Genomic DNA, 18543 nt, shown 5'->3' on the forward strand with positions numbered 1-18543 from the left:
CCGTATGGCCACGCCCATTCAAATGCCGAGCCTCTCCCCGACGATGACGGAGGGGAAGATCGTCAAGTGGCTGAAGAAGGTGGGGGACAAGGTCTCCTCCGGTGAGGCACTCGCCGAGCTGGAGACGGACAAGTCCAACCTCGAAATCGAAGCCTACGACGACGGCTACCTGCTTCAGATTCTCGTCGGCGAGGACCAGTCGGCCCCCGTCGGCGCGCCCATCGCCTATATCGGCGCGCAGGGCGAGAAGGTGGCGGCGGGTGGCGCTCCGGCGCCCAAGGCCGCCGCGCCCGCCTCCGCTCCCACGCCTGCTCCCGCCGCGAAGGTCGAGGCCCCCGTGGCCCCGGCCGCCGCTCCCGCGACGGGCGGTGGTCGCATCGCCATCCAGTTGCCGAGCCTCTCCCCGACGATGACGGAGGGGAAGATCGTCAAGTGGCTGAAGAAGGTGGGGGACAAGGTCTCCTCTGGCGAGGCGCTCGCCGAGCTGGAGACGGACAAGTCCAACCTCGAAATCGAAGCCTATGACGACGGGACGCTGGCGGAGATCGTCGTCGGGGAGAACCAGTCGGCGCCCGTCGGCTCGCCCATCGCCTACCTCACGCCCAAGGGTGGCAAGGCCGCCGCTGCTCCGACTCCGGCCGCCGTGCCGAAGCCCGTCGAGGCCGCCGCGCCCAGGCCCCCAGCGCCCGCCGCACAGGCCACGCCTGCCGCGTCGGCACCGGTGGCCTCCGGAGGACGACGCGTCCGGGCCAGCCCGCTGGCGAAGAAGATCGCCAAGGACCGGGGCCTGGACATCGCCCAGGTGCAGGGCTCCGGCCCGTCGGGTCGCGTGGTGAAGCGCGACATCGAGGAGGCGCTGGCTCGGGGCGTGAAGGCTCCGGCGGCCGCTCCCTCGGCGCCCGCCGCGCGCAAGGCTCCGTCCGCGGCGACGGTGGCCCGGCCCGAGGCGCGGTCCGAGCCGCTGTCGTCCATGCGCAAGGTCATCGCGCAGCGGATGACGGAGGTGAAGCCCGGCGTGCCGCACTTCTATCTCACCCTCGAGGTGGAGATGGATGCCGCGGTGAAGGTGCGCGAGGAGGCGAAGGCGATGGAGCTCAAGGTCTCCGTCAACGACCTCATCGTGAAGGCCGTGGCGATGGCCGTGCGTCGCTACCCGAAGATCAACGTCTCGCTCCAGGGGGACCAGGTGGTCCACCACGGCTCGGTGGACGTGGGTATCGCCGTGGCGCTGGAGCAGGGGCTCATCACGCCCGTCATCCGCGACGCGGACACCAAGGGGCTCCAGGCGATCTCCACGGAGGTGCGTGAGCTGGCGGAGCGCGCCCGCAAGCGCGCCCTCAAGCCCGAGGAGTACACGGGCGGCTCCATCACCGTGAGCAACCTGGGCATGTACGGCATCGACCAGTTCGTCGCCATCATCAACCCGCCGCAGGCGTCCATCCTCGCGGTGGGCGCGGTGGCGGACAAGGTGGTGGCGCGGGACGGGCAGATGGTGATTCGCAAGATGATGACGGCGACGCTGTCGTGCGACCACCGCATCATCGACGGTGCCATCGGCGCGGAGTTCCTGCGGGAGCTGCGCGGCCTGCTCGAGCACCCGACGCGGCTGCTCTTCTAGGCCGTTCTCGTGGCCCGCTCCTCGTCGTGCCCCATTCTCAGGGGCGCACGGGAGCGGGCCGCTTCGTCACTGGCGCGTCGGCTCTTCGCGGCGCGCTTCCTCTTCCAGTCGTCGCTGCTCGCACGTCACGCTCGCCTGCTGCTCGCGGCTCGTGCCCGTGGGCAGGTCATGCTCGTCTCCCAGCGAACGGCCCCTCATGCCCGGCCAGGGCTCGGGGCGCGTGGCCTCTACGTGTTCGATGTGCTCCACGTAATCACTGTCACTGGCCGCATTGCGCGGCACGTCGTCCGGCTTGTCCTGGTGCGCCATGGCGCTGTCCTCCTGGGGGTGGAGACTCGTGCGGAGTCCCTCCGTTAACGGTGTGACGCGAGGCGATAGGCGTCCACCCCGAGGCCCCGCCGCAAGGCCCGTTCCCTCGCTTGCTGAGCAGGCACGAAAAAAAGGCCGGCAGCCGCGTCGGTTCGCTGCTTAACTTCGTCCAAATGAACGACGACATGACACGCGAACGGCTCGTCCAGGGTGTGTCGGAGTTGGAGGAGCGGGTGGGCCAGCCGCTGCCTCTCGCGCAGTCGCTGCACCAGGCCCTGCTCGGCGCGGTGTTCCCCCTCACCGCTGAAGAGCTCACCTGGGTGGCCCGGGAGAACGAGGCCCCGCCCACGGTGCTCTCGCTGCTGGGCGTGCTGCCCAGGGGCAGCTTCCCCTCCGTGGACGCGGTGGCCGTGGCCCTCGAGCAGGATGCCGCCCACGCGGAGCAGCTCCCCGAGACGCGCGACTCCACCCTCACATCTCCCCGCTGAATCCTCCCTCCCAGGCGCGCCGGGCGCTCTCCCGGCGTGTCCATGCAAAGCCGCCTGGCACCTCCGTGCCCAGGCAGGGAACCATGCGGTCGTCTGGATTTTCCTGGGGGTCAAACCTGTCTGGTTGCTCTAGAGTTGAGGAGGCATTGCGTCCCGGGGGGACGGTTCCGTCGGCACCCAGAAGAAAGGGAGTCGGAGGAGGCGCTATCCTAGGCGTCACCAGCCTGGCCTCGTCGTGGGATAGCCGGCCAGGAGGAGCGTCATGAACCCGTCTGAGCTACCCGCGGTGCTGTACGTCGACGACGACGCCCTGAACCTGCGGGTCTTCGACGCGAACTTCGGACAACGCTTCCGCATCTTCCGCAGCGCATCGCCAAGCGAGGCGTTGACGCTGCTCGAGCAGCGCAAGGGAGAGATTGGCGTCATCCTCTCCGACCAGCGCATGCCGGGGATGACGGGCGTGGAGCTGCTGGAGCGGGCGCGTTCGATTGCGCCCGACGCCAAGCGCATGCTCGTCACGGCGTATGCGGACATGCAGGCCGTCATCGACGCGGTGAACCGCGGCCAGGTGACGCGCTACTTCGTCAAGCCGTGGGACCGCTCGGAGCTTCAGGCGGCGCTGGACGACGCGCTGAAGATTGCCCGGCTGGAGCTGCGCATCCGCGAGGTGGAAGGGCGGATGATGAAGTCGGAGCGTCTGGCCACGCTGGGCCAGGTGACGGCGGGCATCGCCCACGAGCTGATGGGCCCGGTGGGCTACCTGTCGCAGAACGTGGCGTCGCTGCAGCGCGACCTGACCAGCGTCATCCAGTACGTGTCGAAGCATCTGCCGGCGGACCCGAGTCCTCCTGTCGCGGAGACGGTGGAGGACCTGCCCGCGCTCATCAAGGACCTGGCGGACGGCGCGGAGCATCTGCGGCAGGTGGCGCTCGGGCTGCGCGCGCAGGCGCGTGGCGAGGACATGGAGGGCACGGCGGACGTGGCCGAAGTGGTCTCCTTCGCGGTGAAGCTGGCGCGGGCGGAGGTTCGAGACAGGGCGCGGCTGACGAGCAACGGCGAGCCGGTGCGGGTCGTCTTCGGTCCGGTGAAGTTGTGCCAGGTGTTGCTCAACCTCGTGGTCAACGCGGCGCAGGCCATGGGTGGCACGGGACGTCAGGGGCGCATCGAGGTGCGCTGGTCCGTACGCCCCGAGGACGTGGTCCTCACGGTGGCGGACAACGGCTGCGGCATCCCCATGGACCTGCAGGAGCGCGTCTTCCAGCCGCTGTTCACCACGAAGCCGGTGGGCATCGGCACGGGCCTGGGCCTGTCCATCTGCCGGGAGCTGGTGACGCAGGCGGGTGGCAACCTGCGGCTGTCGTCCACGCCGGGCGAGGGCACGGACATCGAAATCACCCTCCGGCGAGCCCCGCTCCCCTGAGGCCGAAGGCGTTGCTGAGCACGCGCCACATCCGGTGGAGTGACTCGCCTTCCGAGCGGCGCACGTCCTCCACCAGCACCGCGCGCTGGGGCTGCGCCCCTTCTCGGGCGTACTCCACGACGAGCGCGTAGCGGGGCCCGGGACGCTCGACGAGGTGCACCGCGCGCACGGCGTCGAAGGGCACCAGCTCCGAGCGGGTGGCGCCGGGGGTCCAGGCCAGCCGCTCCAGGCGCAGCGTCTCCGAGCGGAAGTGCAGCACGAATCGGCGGCGTCCCAGCCGGGCCTCGAATCGCAGGGCCACTCCGACGAGGGCCGCGGCGACGAGGGCCAGCGTCCCGGCTGTGATGGGGAAGGCGCCCTTCTCGAGGCCCACCATGACGGCGGCGCCCAGCGCGCAGCCCACGGCGACACCCACACACAGTCCCGGCAGCATTCTCCGCTCCCAGCGCGGAGGGAGGGATTCGCCCAGCAGCCGCCCCCCGTCGTAACGCAGGCGCACGTCCCCCAGCAGCGGGGGCACCCGGTTCTCCAGCAACGCGTCCTCGAAGCTCGCCACGGACGGCAGCATAGCGGCCCTCGCATGCGAGCCTCGAAGTCCGCGTGAAGCTGTGCGAATCTCCCAAGTCATGGATCTCCCGTTCGAGACCGGTGAGGGCGGCGGTGGGGAGGGGGGAACGCTCGCCTCGACGGTGTTGGTGGTGGACGACGAGCCCGTCGTGCTCGACATCTGCGCGCGGCTATTGGAGCGCGAGTCGGACCTGGTGGTGTTGGTGGCGGCGAGCGCGGAGGATGCGCTGCCCATTCTTCGCGAGCAGCGCGTCGACGTGCTGGTGACGGACAAGAACCTGCCCGGCATGGGTGGGGTGGAGCTCGTCGCGGAGGCGCGCAACCTCCAGCCCACGATGGAGGCGCTGATGATTACGGCCTACGCGAGCAGCGAGTCCGTCATCGCCGCGTTCGCCGCGGGGGCGAGTGACTACATCCTCAAGCCTTTCGACGACTTGCGCGTGCTGCGCGCCAAGGTGCGGGCGGCGCTGGAGCGGCGGACGTCCGGGACGCAGGTGCGGGAGCAGGCGCGGGAGCAGGCCCGGGAAGCGGCCGCGCTGCTAGCGGCAGGGCAGGACGCACCGGAGCCGGCGCACGTGGCGCTGGAGGTGGAGCTGCGGGCCTACGAGGAGTCCTCTCGCACGGTGCTGGAGGGGAAGGTGGCGGTGGTGGGCAGCGAGGATGCGCTCCGCGCGCTGAGGGAGGCGGGCTTCGAGGTGCGAGAGGTGGCGCCGTACGCGCCTGAGCTGGAGACGGTGGACGTCGTCGTTGTCGAGACGGGCGATCCGCAGTGGCGCACGCTGGCGGAGCGCCTCCAGCGACGGCCTCCGGACGTGCTGCTGCTGGCCAGTCCGCAGGCGGACCTGGGGGACCTGCTGGAGGCCATCACCCTGCGCATGGACCTGGTGGGATTTGGCAGCACGCAGGGCGCGAGCGCGCTTCCGGAGAAGGTGCGGATGCTGCTCCTGCGCCGGGGCGTGCAGCGGGCACAGGACCGGCTCGCCGCCGCGCTCTCCGTGTTCCGCCGGAGCATCCCCACGCCGTCGGCTTGAGTCGGTTCAGCAGGGGAGGCGACGGGACGCGAGCGCCCTCAGGGGGCAGTGCCGTCGAGCTGACGCGCGAACTCGAGCTGGACGTTCAGCAACTCCGTCATGGGGACCGCGCGCCGAGACACGAGGGCAGGGTCCTTGCCCTCCGCTGTCCATAGCGGAGGGTGGAGGGAGAAACCCTCATCCGGGGAGAGACGTGAGACATCCTCGCTCCAGCCGGACCAGCGGTACGCGCCGTAGAACTCGGAGAGATCTCCTCCAAGAAAGAAGGCGAGCAGGTCCGAGTAGCCGCGTCCCAGGTCCTCCCACTTGAGCGAGTCGGGGGCGAAGTAGAACGCGCCGCCACGTCCTTCGCCGAGTGCCCCGCCGTCGAGCGCGAAGTGGCCACCGAGGACGTCGTGGGCGACGAGCAGCATCCCCTGCGTCGGCGCCACCGCCAGATGCGCGCCCAGGGCATTCCAATTCGCCAGGCTGCCGCGCATCCGCACACCACCGCTGCCCAGGACTCGGAGCCAGCCGTGGTCGACGAGCAGCCCACCTGTTTCATAGGTCACCGCGCCCAAGGTGGAGCGGGTCGTCACTTGAAGCTGCTGGAGCACCTCGCCCGCAGCCACTTCATCCCGAGGCAGAACCTCGACGGGGCTGCTCGCGGAGGCGAGCCACTCCTGCACGAGGGGCCAGGCGGGCGAGGTTGCGTCGAGCAGCTCCTGCAACGTCCGCATGGCGAGCCACCGTGCTCCGGAAAAACAAAACGCCGCCTTCTTTTCAGAAGGCGGCGTCGGAGTGACCCTGCCGGGATTCGAACCCGAGTTTGAGCCGTGAGAGGGCTCCGTCCTAACCGCTAGACGACAGGGCCGACATTTCGCTGCAACCACCGTGTTTCTGCTGCTGCTTCCTACATTCTCGTTTTGCTCTCGTCAACCTTCTGATTTCGAGCTTTCTGAGGTGCTGCGGACTGCGGTGCTGCGAGCTGGGGAACTAGGATTCGAACCTAGATAAGCAGAGTCAGAGTCTGCTGTCCTGCCGTTAGACGATTCCCCAATCACTGCGGCTGCCTCTACTACCAACACCGCCCAGCGACTGCAACAACTTCGGTGGGCGGCTGCTGCTGCGACTTCTACTTCTTCTTCCCCGACTTCGTCTCCGGCTTTTTCACCGGCTTGACCGCCTGCTGGGTCGGGACGATGTAGATGCGAACTTCCTCGTTCGCCTCGTAAATATTCAGCCCCGCGAAGTTCTTCCCCGAGGGGTTGGTGATGTGGACCGCTTTCACGCCCGGCTGGTTGACGATCTGCCGTCGTGGATAGCTGCTCGTCGAGTAGACCGAGCGGTAGTAGTCCAGCGTCGCCTCGAAGTCCTTCGGCACCCTGTAACGGTTCTCCCCCACCTTCTGAGCACCGTCCGGAAGCTGCGCGCCGCTGACCACGTCGGCACTCGCCCCCGCCACCCAGAGCGCACACAGCGCCGCACCGAGCGGGCGCGCCTTATAGAAATGCCGTTTCATGGTGTCAAGTGCACGCATCATGGGTGGTGAAGATAGGTGCCGAAGCGGCGGACGTCCACTGCTTCGTCGGGCGGTACGTCACCCGCCCCGCGTGAGCGCGGCGTCGATGCGACGCAGGGCCTCGTCCCGCCCCGCGAGCAGCAGTGTCTCTCCGATGCCCGGGCTCGTGGTGTTGCCGGTGATGGCGACCCGCACCGGCTGCGCCACCTTGCCCATGCCCACGCTGGAGGACTCGCTGACGGCCTTCACCACGCCGTCCAGCGACTCCACCGTCCACTCGGACAGCGCGGCGACGCCGTCGCGCACCTTGCGCAGCAGCACGAGCGAATCACCGACCAGATGCTTGGCCGCGGCCTTCTCGTCGAGCGTGACGCCCGTGCCGAAGTAGAGCGCCGCCGTGGTGGCCATCTCCTCCAGCGTACGAGCGCGCTCCTTGAGCGCATGCACCAGCGGAACCAGCCGCGAGTCGCCCTTCGCCTGGAAGCCCTTGGCCTCGAGGAAGGGCACCAGTCGCTCGGCGACGGTGGCCTCCGGCAGGAGCTTCATCCACTGCTGGTTGAGCCACAGCAGCTTCTCCGGGTTCCACACGCCGGACGTCGTGCCGACATCGGAGAAGTCGAACCACTCCTCCATCTGCTCGCGGGTGATGACCTCGTCGTTGCCGTGGCTCCAACCCAGGCGGATGACGAAGTTGCTCAGCGCCTCCGGCATGATGCCGGTGCGCTTGTGCAGCATCACATCCGCCTCCGGGTGCTTGCGCTTGGAGAGCTTCTCGCGGTCCGGCCCGAGGATGAGCGGCAGGTGCGCGAACTCGGGCGGCTGCCAGCCCAGTGCCTGGTAGAGCATCAGCTGCGGGAAGGTGGAGTTGACGTGCTCCTGCCCGCGCGCCACCAACGTGATCTCCATCAGGTGGTCATCGATGACGCAGCCGAAGTTGTAGAGCGGGATGCCGTCCGCGCGCAGCATGACCCAGTCGTCCAGGTCCGAGTACGGCTTGGTGATGACACCCAGCGCCTTGTCGTCGAACGACACGGTGCCCTCGGTGGAGGGCATCTTGAAGCGGATGACGGCCTCCTCCTCGCGACGGCCCGCGGGAGGACCCTTCAAGTCGCGGCACGTGCCCGGGTACTTGTAGAAGCCGCCGGACTTCTCCATCGACTCGCGCTGGGCCTCCAGGTCCTGCTTCGTGCAGTAGCAGCGGTAGGCCTTGCCCTCGGAGAGCAGCCGCTGGGAGTGCTCGCGATAGGTGTCCAGGCGCTGCGTCTGGAAGTAGGGCGCGTGCGGGCCCTCCTTGCCGGGGCCCTCGGTCCAGTCGATGCCCAGCCACACCAACCCGTCGAGGATGGCCTGCACCGACTCGGCGGTGGAACGCACGCGGTCGGTGTCCTCCATGCGAACGATGAACGTGCCGCCGAACCTCCGGGCCTGGAGGTAGTTCATCAGCGCCGTACGGGCACCGCCAATGTGGAGGTAGCCGGTGGGCGAGGGAGCGAAGCGGACGCGTGGGGCAGTGGGCATACGGGCGCGCGGATTAGCAGGGAGGCGGTAGGGGGTCAACGCGGATGGGCACGCTGAGGTATGGTGCGCGCCGAGGAGAGAAAGCGTATGTCGATTCGTCAGCTATTTCGCATGGGGATGGTGACGGTGGCGCTGTTGGGCGCCCTGCCCGCGGCCGCCACCACGCAGCTCCGGGTGGACCTGTCGCAGCTCTCCCGGGACTCGGACGCCGTCATTCACGGGGTCGTGCGTCGAGTGGAGAGCCGATGGAGCGGTGATGGTCGGCGCATCGTCACCGACGTCGAAGTCGAGGTGAAGGAGCCGCTCAAGGGTCAGCCAGGGGGCACGGTGCTCGTGACGCAGCCCGGCGGTCAGGTGGGCGATATCGGACAGGTGGTGCACGGGCTCGCGTCTTTCAAAACGGGCGAGGAGGTCGTCATCTTCCTGCGCAAGCGCGGCACGCAGGCCTTCCGTCTCTCCGGTCAGGCCCAGGGCAAGTACCAGGTGGTGCGCGAGGAGGCGGGCAAGCCCGCGATGGCCGTCCCGGAGCCCTCGGAGGCGCTCCTGCTGGACCCCGTCACGCGTCAGCCGAGCACGGTGGTGGAGAAGCCGAGGACCCTCGCGGAGCTCAAGGCGGCCATCCGCGCCGCGCTGACGGAGCCGGCGCCGTGACGCCCGCGGCAACCCTGCTCGCGGTCCTCGTGCTGGGACAGTTCGACCCCTATGTCCGCAGTCGGGTGACCCCGGGCGATGACGCCACCCAGTGTCTGTACTGGACGCAGCCGAGCATCACCTGGAACCAGAGCAGCTTCGGCAATCCGGACACGACGAGCGACACGGAGTTCGAGGCCATCCGCGTCGCCTTCCAGAGCTGGGAGGACATCTTCGCCGCCTGCGGCAACCTGACGCTGCGGCAGGGCCCCGTCATCGACGAGCGCAAGGCGGGCTATCTGCGCGGACAGCAGAACCAGAACGTGGTGCTCTTCCGCACGAAGGTCTGTAGCGCGTTGGTGGCGGCCACGGACGCGTGTTGGAAGGCGGAGACGTGCGGCAATCAATACGACTGCTGGGATGACGACGAGAGCACCCTCGCCATCACCCTGACGACGTACGACAAGCGCTCGGGCATCATCTACGACTCGGATATCTCCTTCAACGCGAGCCAGTACGTCTTCACCACGGCGAATGGGCCCACCTGCTTTCCTCCCGTGACGACGAACTGTGTCTCCACCGACGTGCAGAACACCGCCACGCACGAGATTGGTCACTTCGTCGGCCTGGACCACACGCGCCTCGCGAGCTCCACGATGTTCCCGAGCGCTCAGGCCGGAGAAGTGTCCAAGCGGACCATCGACTCCGGCTCCCGCGACTTCGTCTGCTCCGTCTACGCCAAGGGCGGCGCCAGTCAGGCGTGTCTGCATCCGGTGATGAACGACGAGCTGGGACCCAAGGGTGGGGGCTGCTCCGCGACAGGCGCTTCGTCGCTCGGCCCCGCGCTGATGGCCTGGGTGCTGTGGCGGCGACGTCGTGCGCGGGAGGGCCGCTCATGAGGACGCGGTGGCTGCTGGGCCTTGTGCTCCTCGCCTCCTCGCCCGCCCTGGCGCAGGAGGAGTTCCCCTATCGTCGCACCGTCGTTCCGGGCAGGCCCTTGTGTCTGCTGTGGCCGGTGCGCGAGTACATCTACCACCTGGACGCGGACGGCAGCGCGCGCACGCCAGGGGACACCGAGGTCGCCGCCATCGAGGCGTCCTTCGAGTCCTGGCGACAGGTGTCGAAGACGTGCAGCGACTACGCCTTCAAGCGCGGTGACGACTGGAGCCTTCCCGTGGTCGTGGGCTACGACCAGGAGCGGCCCTTCGCCAACTACAACATCGTCACGTTCCGCGAGACGTCGTGTGATGACGTCGTCGCGGCGGACGACCCGTGCTGGGACGCGGAGACGTGCGGAAACCAGTACACGTGCTGGGAGCACGGCGATGGCACCATCGGCCTCACCACCTCCACGTTCAGCTTCACCGACGGCCGTGTGCTCGACTCGGACATCGAGCTGAACGCGTCCCAGCCCGGAGGCAGCACGGGCTTCCTCTTCACCACGGTGGACTCGCCGCCGTGCCTGGGCGTCCCGGCCACGAACTGCGTGGCCACGGACCTGCAGAACACCATGACGCACGAGATTGGCCACGTCGTGGGGCTGGACCACGTGCCCATCTCCGGGGCCACCATGGAGCCCACCGCGCCGCCGGGCGAGACGCGCAAGCGCATCATCGACGCGGGCTCCGCCGCCGGCTTCTGCTCCATCTATCCCCGGGGCCTTCCGCCCAATCAGTGCCTCATGCGCGCGGAGGCGGGCATCGTGCTCCTGGCGGACGGGCGGGGCACCGGTTGCGCCGCCGCTCCTGGCGCGGGTGTCATGGGGGCCTGGCTGGCTGCCGTGGCCTTCTTGCGCGGGAGGCGGCGGACGGGCGGACGTCGGGATGGCACTGCGTCCACACGCGAGCGGACTTAGAACGAAGAGCGTGGCTGTCGCTTTCTTCGACCTCGACAAGACGTTGATTGCCGCCAACTCCGGCTCGCTGTGGGTCCGCCGCGAGCTGGAGCTGGGGCACATCACCCGGTGGCAGGCCGTGCGCGCGAGCCTGTGGATTGCCCGCTACCACCTGGGCTTCGTGTCCATGCAGGACGCGCTGGAGCGCGCGGTCGCTCTGCTCGCGGGCTCGCGGGCCCGTCCCATCCAGCAGCGCACCGCGGACTTCTACGAGCAGACGGTGCGGTCGCTCTATCGCCCGGGTGCGCTCGTCGCCGTGGAGGAGCACCGCCGCGCCGGTGACAGGCTGGCGCTCTTGACGTCCTCGTCGGGCTACCTGTCGGAGTGGGTGGCGCGCGAGCTGCGGCTGGACGCGGTGCTCTGCAACCGCTTCGAGGTGGATGCCGAAGGTCTGCACACGGGCCGTCCGCTGGGGCCCATCTGCTTCGGCGAGGGCAAGCTCACGTACGCGGAGGGCTACGCTCGCGAAGTGGGCGTGCCGCTGGCCGCGTGTGCCTTCTACACGGACTCGTACTCCGACTTGTCCGTGCTGGAGGTGGTGGGGCGGCCGGTGGCCGTGCATCCCGACCACCGGCTCAAGCGCGAGGCCCGGAAGCGAGGCTGGCCGGTGGTGAGCTGGGGTGTTCCGTCCGGAGGGGGCGCCATGTCCTTGCCGCCCGCGCCTCCGGTGGTGCCTTCCACCGGGCCCTGAGCGCGCGACGCCCAAGGCCCGGCGAGTCGCGCGGACCTCAGCGGCGCGGCGCGACCAACCGCATGCTGAAGGTGTAGTCCACGTTCACCGGATGGCCCTGGTACATGATGGGCTTGTAGGTGCGGGACTGGAGCGAATCCAGCACCGGCTTCTCCATGTACGTGACGGACTTGATGACGCGGCACTTCTCCACGCGGCCCTTGGTGGTGATGGTGCAGCGGACAATCATCACGCCCTCGGCCTTCGCCGCCATCGCCTCGCGCGTGTAGACGAGGTCCTTGCTCTGGTCGACCATCTCCGGGCGGGACATGTCCTCGTTGTAGGGCAGCACGTCGCCGCGCGCGGAGGCGAGCGCCGCGGTGGGCAGCACCGGCACCGCCAGCCCACCCGACACGCCCTTGGCCTGCGTCGCCGCCGCCGCACCCACGCCGCCCGCGGTCTGCGGAGCCGCCGGCTCGGCGGCAATCGCCTGGGTGGGCGAGAGCAGCACCGGCGCGGACATTCCACCCGGCGTCGCCACGGGCTCGGCCACTTCGACTTCGTCCGTGGCGGCGGAGACGGACGCCACCTCCACGCCACCGCCCCGACCCGCGCCACCCCGGCGCTTCTGGAGCTTCTGCGACAGCACCACGTCACCGGAGCCGCCCGTGACGACGGTCTCCATCTGGTAGCCCTCCATCGCGAAGGTGAGCTCCACGGTGATGGAGCCGTCCTGTCCCGCCGGCAGCTCCAGGGTGAAGGGCGTCGTGCCGCGCTCCTTGCCCCGGTAGAAGACGCGCGCGCCGCTGGGCTGGCTCATCAGCTTGAAGCGGACCTTGTGCGCGCCGGCGGGAATGGGCGCCTCCTGCGCGGGCGCCGTGGGCGGAGCCTGCACGGGGGCCTGCGCCACCGCCTCCGGCTTCGTCTCCGGCGGCTTGACGGGGTCCTTGTTGCTCATGAAGAAGACGGCGCCCACGGCGACGAGTCCCGCCACCGCCAGTCCGCCCAGTCCGCCGATGGCCAGCGTGCGCTGACGGGCGCGCTGGACGGCCACCGGCACCTCCACGCTGATGTCCACCGCGAGCGTGTCACCAGAGTCCGTCCCCGAGCTGCCGGCGCTGGAGAACAGCGGGGAGGGGTAGGGGCCCGTCGTCGTCGCGCCACCGGGGCGCTTGAAGATGCCGCTGTTGCCGCCCGCGGACATGCTCGCCTCGCGCAGGCCCTCCAGCAGCTCGTCCATCGTCTGGAAGCGACGCGCCGGGTCCTTCTCCAGGCAGCGGCGCACCACCGCCTCGATTTCCGGCGGCACCGCGATGTCCGGGCGCAGCTGCTGGAAGGTGGGCGGGGCTTCCTTGTAATGAGCGAAGATGAGCTCGATGTGGTCCCGCGCGATGAACGGCGGGCGCCCCATCAGCATCTGGAAGAGGACGATGCCCAGCGAGTACACGTCGCTGCGCGCGTCCGTCGCGTTGCGCGCCTGCTCCGGCGCCATGTACTGCGGCGAGCCGAGGAACGTACCGTTCTGGGTGATCTCCGGGGCGATCTGCCCTTCCTGCGGCTCGGCCACCGACTTCACGAGCCCGAAGTCCAGGACCTTGACCAGGTCCTGATCCTGCTCGTTGAGCAGCATGATGTTCGCGGGCTTCAGGTCCCGGTGGATGATGCCCAGGCTGTGCGCCTCGCGCAGCGAGCGGCAGATCTGCTGGGTGATGGCGATGGCGCGCGACCACGACAGTGGCCCCACCTGCCCGAGCACCTGGGCCAGCGTGCGGCCGTCCAGGTACTCCATGGCGATGTAGAAGATGCCATCGTCCGTCTGCCCGTAGTCGATGACGGTGACGGTGTTGGGATGGCGCAGCTTCGAGGTGAGGGAGGCCTCGCGCAGGAAGCGCTTCTGGAAGCCGGGGTCCCGGGTGCTGGAGTAGCTGGGGTTGAGGACCTTGAGCGCGACGACTCGCTCCAGGGGGGCCTGGAGGGCTCGGTAGACCTTTCCCATGCCGCCGATGCCCAGGGGATCCAGGATGCTGAATCGACCGTTCAGGGTCCGGCCGATGAGAGGATCCGCGCCCGTCGCGGCGGGCGTCTCGGGGTTCGGCGAGTCGCCCTTGATCATTCGTACCCCCTGACTACAAGCAACATGGATTCTCCAGGAGTGTGCCGGGTACGCATCAAACCATATCTCCACTTCCGGACGCACTCCCGGCCTCGCGGATCCACGACGTACCAAGGCGGCTGACAGCACACACCTGGGCCGTCGGGTGTGGGACGGTCCATTTCACCCCGCATTGAACTCCTTCACGGCCCGGACTACCGTGAGTCCACCCGCGCGCCAGGGCTGAAGCGGGCGGGGACGCCCCCCATGGCAGACACCCCCAACTCCCCCGTCGTGGATGCACAGCTTCGCCGCGCCTCCGTTCAGGAGCGTCTTGGCGCGCTGGAGGTCGAGCAGGCGCGACTGCGCCAGGAGCTGGTCTCCCTGTCGGGAGAGCTGCGACTGCCGGGCCTCTATCTCACCCTGGACGCGGCGGGCACCAGCGCGCTGCTGGTGGCGGACGCGGTCCAGGAAGTGGTCCGTCTGGTGGAGCTGGAGCCGCTGCCGGGAGCCCCCCCTCATGTCGCGGGGACCTTCATCTACAGAGGAAGCCCCGCTGTCGCCGTGGACCTGGCCGTGCTGCTGGGCGTGACGCGCGAGCCGGCGCTGGATGCGCACCTGGTCATCTGCAAGGGCGCTCGGCCGGTCGCCGTGCTGGTGGACAGGGTCCGCGACCTTGTCGAGGCGCCGGTGCTCGTGGAGGGCACTCCGGATGGTGACGTGGCCTTGCCGTGGGATGGCACCGGGTTGATGGCGGGCCTGTGCCGGACGCCCGAGGGGATTCGCCCGCTGCTGCGCATCTCCGCGGTGCTGGTGGGGTCGGAGGAGACGTGAGCGAGGCCGTCCTCGACGACGCGACGCTCGTGAAGGTCGAGGAGGTCCTCCGGGCCGCCTGCGGCCTGACGCTCGCGCACAGCCTGCGACGCTCATTGGAGACGGCGCTGGCGCGCTCCGCGGAGTCTCGCGGCCTGGAGCCCGAGTCCTTCCTGCGCGGCCTCTTGCGGCGGGACGCGCAGGCGGTGGAGACCTTCATCGAGTACGCCGTCATCGGCGAGACGTACTTCTTCCGTCACCCGGAGCACCTTCGCTCGCTCGCGAGGCTGGCGCTTCCCCAGGCCGGCCCGTTCTTCCAGGTGTGGAGCGCGGGCTGCGCCAGCGGCGAGGAGCCCTACAGCATCGCCATGGCGTTGCTCGCGGCGGGCGTGCCGGAGGGGCAGTTCCGCGTGCTGGCCACGGACGTGTCGGGCCGGGCGTTGGAGCGCGCGCGGGACGGGCTGTATGGCCCCTGGTCCCTGCGCCACATCGAGCCGGAATTGGAGCGGCGCTTCCTGGAGCCTCGGGGCGAACAGCTCTCCGTCGTGGCCCAGGTGCGGCGTATGGTGGAGTTCCGCCGCCACAACCTGGCCACGGAGCCGCCACCCCTGAGCGCACCGAGCGCCATCTTCTGCCGCAATGTCCTCATCTACTTCCCACCGGAGCTGGTGCGGCGGGTGCTGGAGCACTTCGTCTCCGTGCTCGCGCCGGGGGGACTGCTCTTCGTCTCGCCCGCCGAGGTGCCCCTCACCAACGGGCTGGGCCTGGAGGCGGTGGACGCCGAGGGCAGCGTGGCGCTGAGGGTGCCTCCTCCCGGATGGACGCGTCCCGCGCCGCCGACTCCGCGCGCTGTTCGCGACGCCGCCACGGCCCTGCGTGCCGCGGCGCGAGCGCTGCCGCCTCGTCCTCCGCCCCCCGTGGAGCCTCCGCCGAAGCCCGTCATCGTGGCCCCGACGGCGGCGCCCCCCGTCTCCGTCCTCAAGGACCCGATGGCGCGCGCGGTGGACGCGGCGCGGGCCGGACAGTTCGAGGAAGCAGAGGCACTGGCGCGCGAGGCCGCGAAGGCGCTGGTGCCGGAGGCGTACCTGCTGCTGGCGATGGTGGCGGAAGGGCGCGGAGAGCTGAACGGGGCGGTGGAGGCGGTGCGCAAGGCGCTGTATCTGGACCCGAGGTTGGCGCTCGGCCACGCGACGCTGGTGGCGCTCTATGGGCGCATGGACCGGCCCGAGGACGCGGAGCGCGCACGGCAGAATGCGCTGCGCGCGCTCGATGGGCTGGACGACGAGCAGCCGTTGCGCGGAGTGGAAACGATGACCGCCGGAGGCCTGCGACAGGCCCTGGCTCCAAGAACGCAGTCCGGCTGGCAGGGTGTGCGCTGATGGCGCGCGTCCTTCACCGGTGGGAGGCAACGTGGACGACAAAGAGACGAAGCTGACGCTGCCGGGACGGCTCGCGGTGGGACGCCTCAGCCTGCGTTTCAAGATTGTCGCCGTGACGGGCGTGACGGGCGTGCTGGTGGCCGGCATCCTCATCCTCGCCTTCTGGGTGCAGATGAGCGGTGCGCAGCGGGAGGACCTGGCGCGGCGCTCGCGCTCGGTGAGCTCGGAGCTGTCCAGGACGCTGGCGCCCATGCTGGTGGCCAACCAGGACGCAAGCCGCATCCAGGCCACGGCGCACGGCGTGCTGCGCCACGTGCCCGACGTGGCCTACGTGCTGGTGCGCGACGCGAAGGGCGAGCTGTTGGCGGAGGTCGCCGCGGAGCGCTTCGCGGGCGCGGACCAGCCGTCCGCCGAGGGCGAGGACGCGGTGGAGCGCAGGCTCGTCATCCACGGCGAGTCGGTGCTGGAGTCCACGGTGCCCGTGCTCGCGCCGCAGGGGGGCTCCAACCGCCGCGTGGGCACCGTGCAGGTGGCGCTCCACGAGGAGGCGCTCACCAACGCGCTGAAGGGCACCACCCGCTTCACCCTGGTGCTCGGCCTCTTCATCCTGTCCGCGTGCCTGCTGGCGTCGTGGTTCATGTCGGGGCTGCTCGTCGTCCCGCTGGAGCGACTGGCGCGCGCGGCGTCGGGCATCGCGGGCGGCAACCTGCGCCAGCAGTTTGACACGGTGGCCTCGGATGAGATTGGCGAGGTGTCGCGCAGCTTCGCGGCCATGTCCGAGGGCCTGGCGCACCTGCTGGAAGACCTGCGCGGCGCGGCGGCGGAGATGGAGAAGGAAGCCGTCGGGGTGCTGACCACGTCCACGCAGCAGTCGGCCATGGCGCACCAGCAGGCCTCCGCCATCAGCGAGACGAGCACCACCGTGGCCGAAATCGCCCAGACGTCCAAGCAGGCGACCGCCTACGCGGACTCCGTCATCTCCCAGACGCAGAAGTCGGAGGTGCTCAGCACCGAGGGCCAGAAGGTCGTCTCGGAGAGCGTGGCTGGAATGGAGAAGCTGGGCGAGCAGGTGAAGGCCATCGCCCTGTCCATTACCGACCTGAGTGAGCGCACCCTTCAGATTGGCGACATCATCAGCACCGTGAAGGATGTCGCTGAACAGTCCAACCTGCTGGCGCTCAACGCCTCCATCGAGGCGGCCAAGGCGGGTGAACACGGGCGCGGCTTCGCGGTGGTGGCCACCGAGATGCGCACCCTGGCGGAGCAGTCCCGACTGGCCGCGGAGCAGGTGCGCGGACTGCTCAACGAAGTGCAGAAGGGAACGCGCGCGGCCGTCAGCGCGACGGAAGAGGGAAGTCGGCGGGCACAGGCCGCGATGGAGCTGGCGCGCGGCGCGGGCTCGGCCATCCTCGGACTGTCCGAAGTCATTCGCGAGTCGTCCGGAGCGGCCCGACAGATCGCCGGCAATACCCGGCAGCAGACGATTGGCGTCGAGCAAATCGCCGCGGCGATGGGCGAGCTGACGTCCGCCATGGGAGACTCCGTCATAGGGACGCGACGCATCGAACAGGTGGCTGGAAACCTGACCAATCTCTCGAAGCGCTTCTCGGACCTGGTGGGTAGGTACCAGCTATGAACGCGAACGTGGCGACGTCACGACAGGCCTTGAAGGTCCTCATCGTCGAGGACACAAGGACCATCACCAACTTGCTCCAGGTCTACCTGATGGGATGGGGATTGGAGTTCTTCGACGCGCCCAACGGCGTGGAGGGTTTGAGCAAGGCAAGAGACCTCAAGCCCGATCTCATCATCTCCGACGTGCAGATGCCGCTGATGGACGGGTTCGCCCTGTGCGCGGCCGTCCGCGCGGACACCCAGTTGCACAACATTCCCTTCATGATGCTCACCTCCCTGAAGGACGACGCGAGTCGCCAGAAGGGCAAACTGGTGGGTGCCAACGCGTTCCTCAACAAGCCGGTGTCGGTGGATGACCTGCGCTCGAAGGTGAGTGACATGTTGAAGCTGCCCGCGAAGACCCGGTGATGCCCGCATGCCGAGTGACGAGGTCAAGGTGAACGACTCCTTGGGCCCCCAGCCCCAGCTCGACGTTTCCCACGCGCCCGGGGTGAGCGCGGACAAGCGCCGCGAGGTGCTCGGCGCCCGTGCGCGTGCCCTGGCCGAATCTCGTCACGAGGAGCACCACGAGGTGCTGTCGGTGCTCGCCTTCCAGGTGGGAGGCGAGCGCTACGCGGTGCGCATCGAGCACGTGGACCATGTGCTGGAAGCGCGCGGCATCTCCCCGTTGCCTGGTGCGCCGCCGCATGTGCTGGGCGCGCTGGCCAGCCGCTCGCGGGTGGTGCCGGTGTTGGACCTCCGCCAGTTGCTCGGGCTGGAGGGCGGCGGCATGTCGGACCTGGGAAAAATCGTGGTGGTGGAGGTTGGTGAGGAGACGTTCGGCCTGGCGGCGGAGTTGGTGGAGGGCCGCAAGGAGTTGCCGAAGTCCGAGCTCTCGGAGCCTCCGCCGGGACCCTTCTTGTACCTGACTCCGGACCGGCTGACGGTGCTGGAGTTGGAGCAGCTCGGAGGCCCGGCCGGCCAGGCGCGGGAATAGAG

The 18543-nt window shown here is 69.3% G+C and carries 19 protein-coding genes and 2 tRNA genes; 13 read left to right on the forward strand and 8 right to left on the reverse strand.

Annotated elements, in window-relative coordinates:
• Nucleotides 1-4 precede the first annotated feature (4 nt).
• Nucleotides 5-1618 (forward strand): pyruvate dehydrogenase complex dihydrolipoamide acetyltransferase, encoded by a 1614-nt coding sequence (locus HUA76_RS21360; RefSeq protein ID WP_174461907.1) that lies wholly within the window; start codon nt 5-7, stop codon nt 1616-1618.
• A 66-nt stretch (nt 1619-1684) separates the two neighbouring features.
• Here the strand turns inward: HUA76_RS21360 and HUA76_RS21365 are convergent, their stop codons facing one another.
• Nucleotides 1685-1927 carry a hypothetical protein gene (locus HUA76_RS21365; RefSeq protein ID WP_141644735.1) on the reverse strand — a complete coding sequence of 81 codons (243 nt, stop codon included), beginning with the start codon at nt 1925-1927 and terminating at the stop codon, nt 1685-1687.
• A gap of 173 nt (nt 1928-2100) precedes the next feature.
• On the opposite strand from HUA76_RS21365, the gene HUA76_RS21370 reads away from it, so the two are divergent.
• Both HUA76_RS21370 and HUA76_RS21375 read left to right on the forward strand, forming a co-directional pair.
• Nucleotides 2101-2415: a DUF2795 domain-containing protein gene (locus tag HUA76_RS21370; protein WP_254614358.1), complete on the forward strand. Its 315-nt coding sequence runs from the start codon at nt 2101-2103 to the stop codon at nt 2413-2415.
• 262 nt (nt 2416-2677) lie between these two features.
• Nucleotides 2678-3835 carry a sensor histidine kinase gene (locus tag HUA76_RS21375; RefSeq protein WP_141644733.1) on the forward strand — a complete coding sequence of 386 codons (1158 nt, stop codon included), beginning with the start codon at nt 2678-2680 and terminating at the stop codon, nt 3833-3835.
• On the opposite strand, the gene HUA76_RS21380 is transcribed toward HUA76_RS21375, so the two are convergent.
• Complete coding sequence (locus HUA76_RS21380; RefSeq protein WP_371823505.1) at nt 3807-4391, reverse strand: hypothetical protein; 585 nt, start codon at nt 4389-4391, stop codon at nt 3807-3809. The genes HUA76_RS21375 and HUA76_RS21380 overlap by 29 nt on opposite strands.
• A gap of 70 nt (nt 4392-4461) precedes the next feature.
• Between HUA76_RS21380 and HUA76_RS21385 the strand changes: the two genes are divergently transcribed.
• A complete protein-coding gene (locus HUA76_RS21385; protein ID WP_174454974.1) occupies nt 4462-5433 on the forward strand; it encodes a response regulator transcription factor in 972 nt (323 codons plus the stop codon).
• A 38-nt stretch (nt 5434-5471) separates the two neighbouring features.
• Here the strand turns inward: HUA76_RS21385 and HUA76_RS21390 are convergent, their stop codons facing one another.
• The 5 genes from HUA76_RS21390 to gltX all read right to left on the reverse strand — a co-directional run bounded on the left by HUA76_RS21390 (nt 5472) and on the right by gltX (nt 8452).
• Nucleotides 5472-6152: a DUF2625 family protein gene (locus tag HUA76_RS21390; protein WP_174461908.1), complete on the reverse strand. Its 681-nt coding sequence runs from the start codon at nt 6150-6152 to the stop codon at nt 5472-5474.
• A gap of 62 nt (nt 6153-6214) precedes the next feature.
• Nucleotides 6215-6286 (reverse strand) — tRNA-Glu (locus HUA76_RS21395).
• Nucleotides 6287-6400: 114 nt separating this feature from the next.
• Nucleotides 6401-6471, reverse strand: a tRNA-Gln gene (locus HUA76_RS21400).
• A 76-nt stretch (nt 6472-6547) separates the two neighbouring features.
• Nucleotides 6548-6934, reverse strand: coding sequence for a hypothetical protein (locus tag HUA76_RS21405; protein WP_254614359.1), 387 nt, complete (start codon nt 6932-6934; stop codon nt 6548-6550).
• A 78-nt stretch (nt 6935-7012) separates the two neighbouring features.
• A complete protein-coding gene (gene gltX / locus HUA76_RS21410; protein WP_174454976.1) occupies nt 7013-8452 on the reverse strand; it encodes a glutamate--tRNA ligase in 1440 nt (479 codons plus the stop codon).
• A gap of 87 nt (nt 8453-8539) precedes the next feature.
• Here gltX and HUA76_RS21415 point away from each other — a divergent pair, with 87 nt between their 5' ends.
• The 4 genes from HUA76_RS21415 to HUA76_RS21430 are packed head-to-tail and all read left to right on the forward strand — an operon-like array spanning nt 8540 to nt 11667.
• Complete coding sequence (locus HUA76_RS21415) at nt 8540-9103, forward strand: hypothetical protein (RefSeq protein ID WP_141644727.1); 564 nt, start codon at nt 8540-8542, stop codon at nt 9101-9103.
• Nucleotides 9100-9981, forward strand: a complete 882-nt coding sequence (locus HUA76_RS21420; RefSeq protein ID WP_174461909.1) for a myxosortase-dependent metalloprotease, MXAN_2677/MXAN_2678 family — start codon at nt 9100-9102, stop codon at nt 9979-9981. The genes HUA76_RS21415 and HUA76_RS21420 overlap by 4 nt, the downstream gene beginning before the upstream one ends.
• A complete protein-coding gene (locus HUA76_RS21425; protein WP_174461910.1) occupies nt 9978-10937 on the forward strand; it encodes a myxosortase-dependent metalloprotease, MXAN_2677/MXAN_2678 family in 960 nt (319 codons plus the stop codon). Before HUA76_RS21420 ends, HUA76_RS21425 begins: the two co-directional genes overlap by 4 nt.
• A gap of 10 nt (nt 10938-10947) precedes the next feature.
• Nucleotides 10948-11667, forward strand: a complete 720-nt coding sequence (locus HUA76_RS21430; RefSeq protein ID WP_174461911.1) for an HAD family phosphatase — start codon at nt 10948-10950, stop codon at nt 11665-11667.
• A gap of 37 nt (nt 11668-11704) precedes the next feature.
• On the opposite strand, the gene HUA76_RS21435 is transcribed toward HUA76_RS21430, so the two are convergent.
• Nucleotides 11705-13759: a TonB family protein gene (locus HUA76_RS21435; RefSeq protein WP_141644723.1), complete on the reverse strand. Its 2055-nt coding sequence runs from the start codon at nt 13757-13759 to the stop codon at nt 11705-11707.
• A 246-nt stretch (nt 13760-14005) separates the two neighbouring features.
• Here HUA76_RS21435 and HUA76_RS21440 point away from each other — a divergent pair, with 246 nt between their 5' ends.
• Genes HUA76_RS21440 through HUA76_RS21460 form a run of 5 tightly spaced genes read left to right on the forward strand, consistent with a single transcriptional unit; the run spans nt 14006 to nt 18541 of the window.
• A complete protein-coding gene (locus HUA76_RS21440; protein ID WP_141644722.1) occupies nt 14006-14572 on the forward strand; it encodes a chemotaxis protein CheW in 567 nt (188 codons plus the stop codon).
• Nucleotides 14569-15930 carry a protein-glutamate O-methyltransferase CheR gene (locus HUA76_RS21445; RefSeq protein ID WP_174461912.1) on the forward strand — a complete coding sequence of 454 codons (1362 nt, stop codon included), beginning with the start codon at nt 14569-14571 and terminating at the stop codon, nt 15928-15930. The genes HUA76_RS21440 and HUA76_RS21445 overlap by 4 nt, the downstream gene beginning before the upstream one ends.
• Before the next feature lie 31 nt (nt 15931-15961).
• On the forward strand, nt 15962-17566 hold the full coding sequence (locus HUA76_RS21450; RefSeq protein ID WP_371745583.1) for a methyl-accepting chemotaxis protein: 1605 nt from the start codon (nt 15962-15964) through the stop codon (nt 17564-17566).
• Complete coding sequence (locus HUA76_RS21455; protein ID WP_141644719.1) at nt 17563-17973, forward strand: PleD family two-component system response regulator; 411 nt, start codon at nt 17563-17565, stop codon at nt 17971-17973. The genes HUA76_RS21450 and HUA76_RS21455 overlap by 4 nt, the downstream gene beginning before the upstream one ends.
• Nucleotides 17974-17980: 7 nt before the next feature.
• Complete coding sequence (locus tag HUA76_RS21460) at nt 17981-18541, forward strand: chemotaxis protein CheW (RefSeq protein WP_141644718.1); 561 nt, start codon at nt 17981-17983, stop codon at nt 18539-18541.
• Nucleotides 18542-18543: the final 2 nt, after the last annotated feature.

This window comes from Myxococcus sp. CA056 (assembly GCF_013336715.1).
GTDB classification, from domain to species: Bacteria; Myxococcota; Myxococcia; order Myxococcales; family Myxococcaceae; genus Myxococcus; species Myxococcus llanfairpwllgwyngyllgogerychwyrndrobwllllantysiliogogogochensis.

Bases quoted from the DNA above. Each gene is read 5' to 3' on its own strand.
- HUA76_RS21360 (WP_174461907.1), top strand. From the start codon at position 5: ATGGCCACGCCCATTCAAATGCCGAGCCTCTCCCCGACGATGACGGAG.
- HUA76_RS21365 (WP_141644735.1), bottom strand. From the start codon at position 1,927: ATGGCGCACCAGGACAAGCCGGACGACGTGCCGCGCAATGCGGCCAGT.
- HUA76_RS21370 (WP_254614358.1), top strand. From the start codon at position 2,101: ATGAACGACGACATGACACGCGAACGGCTCGTCCAGGGTGTGTCGGAG.
- HUA76_RS21375 (WP_141644733.1), top strand. From the start codon at position 2,678: ATGAACCCGTCTGAGCTACCCGCGGTGCTGTACGTCGACGACGACGCC.
- HUA76_RS21385 (WP_174454974.1), top strand. From the start codon at position 4,462: ATGGATCTCCCGTTCGAGACCGGTGAGGGCGGCGGTGGGGAGGGGGGA.
- HUA76_RS21390 (WP_174461908.1), bottom strand. From the start codon at position 6,152: ATGCGGACGTTGCAGGAGCTGCTCGACGCAACCTCGCCCGCCTGGCCC.
- HUA76_RS21405 (WP_254614359.1), bottom strand. From the start codon at position 6,934: ATGAAACGGCATTTCTATAAGGCGCGCCCGCTCGGTGCGGCGCTGTGT.
- gltX (WP_174454976.1), bottom strand. From the start codon at position 8,452: ATGCCCACTGCCCCACGCGTCCGCTTCGCTCCCTCGCCCACCGGCTAC.
- HUA76_RS21415 (WP_141644727.1), top strand. From the start codon at position 8,540: ATGTCGATTCGTCAGCTATTTCGCATGGGGATGGTGACGGTGGCGCTG.
- HUA76_RS21425 (WP_174461910.1), top strand. From the start codon at position 9,978: ATGAGGACGCGGTGGCTGCTGGGCCTTGTGCTCCTCGCCTCCTCGCCC.
- HUA76_RS21435 (WP_141644723.1), bottom strand. From the start codon at position 13,759: ATGATCAAGGGCGACTCGCCGAACCCCGAGACGCCCGCCGCGACGGGC.
- HUA76_RS21440 (WP_141644722.1), top strand. From the start codon at position 14,006: ATGGCAGACACCCCCAACTCCCCCGTCGTGGATGCACAGCTTCGCCGC.
- HUA76_RS21455 (WP_141644719.1), top strand. From the start codon at position 17,563: ATGAACGCGAACGTGGCGACGTCACGACAGGCCTTGAAGGTCCTCATC.
- HUA76_RS21460 (WP_141644718.1), top strand. From the start codon at position 17,981: ATGCCGAGTGACGAGGTCAAGGTGAACGACTCCTTGGGCCCCCAGCCC.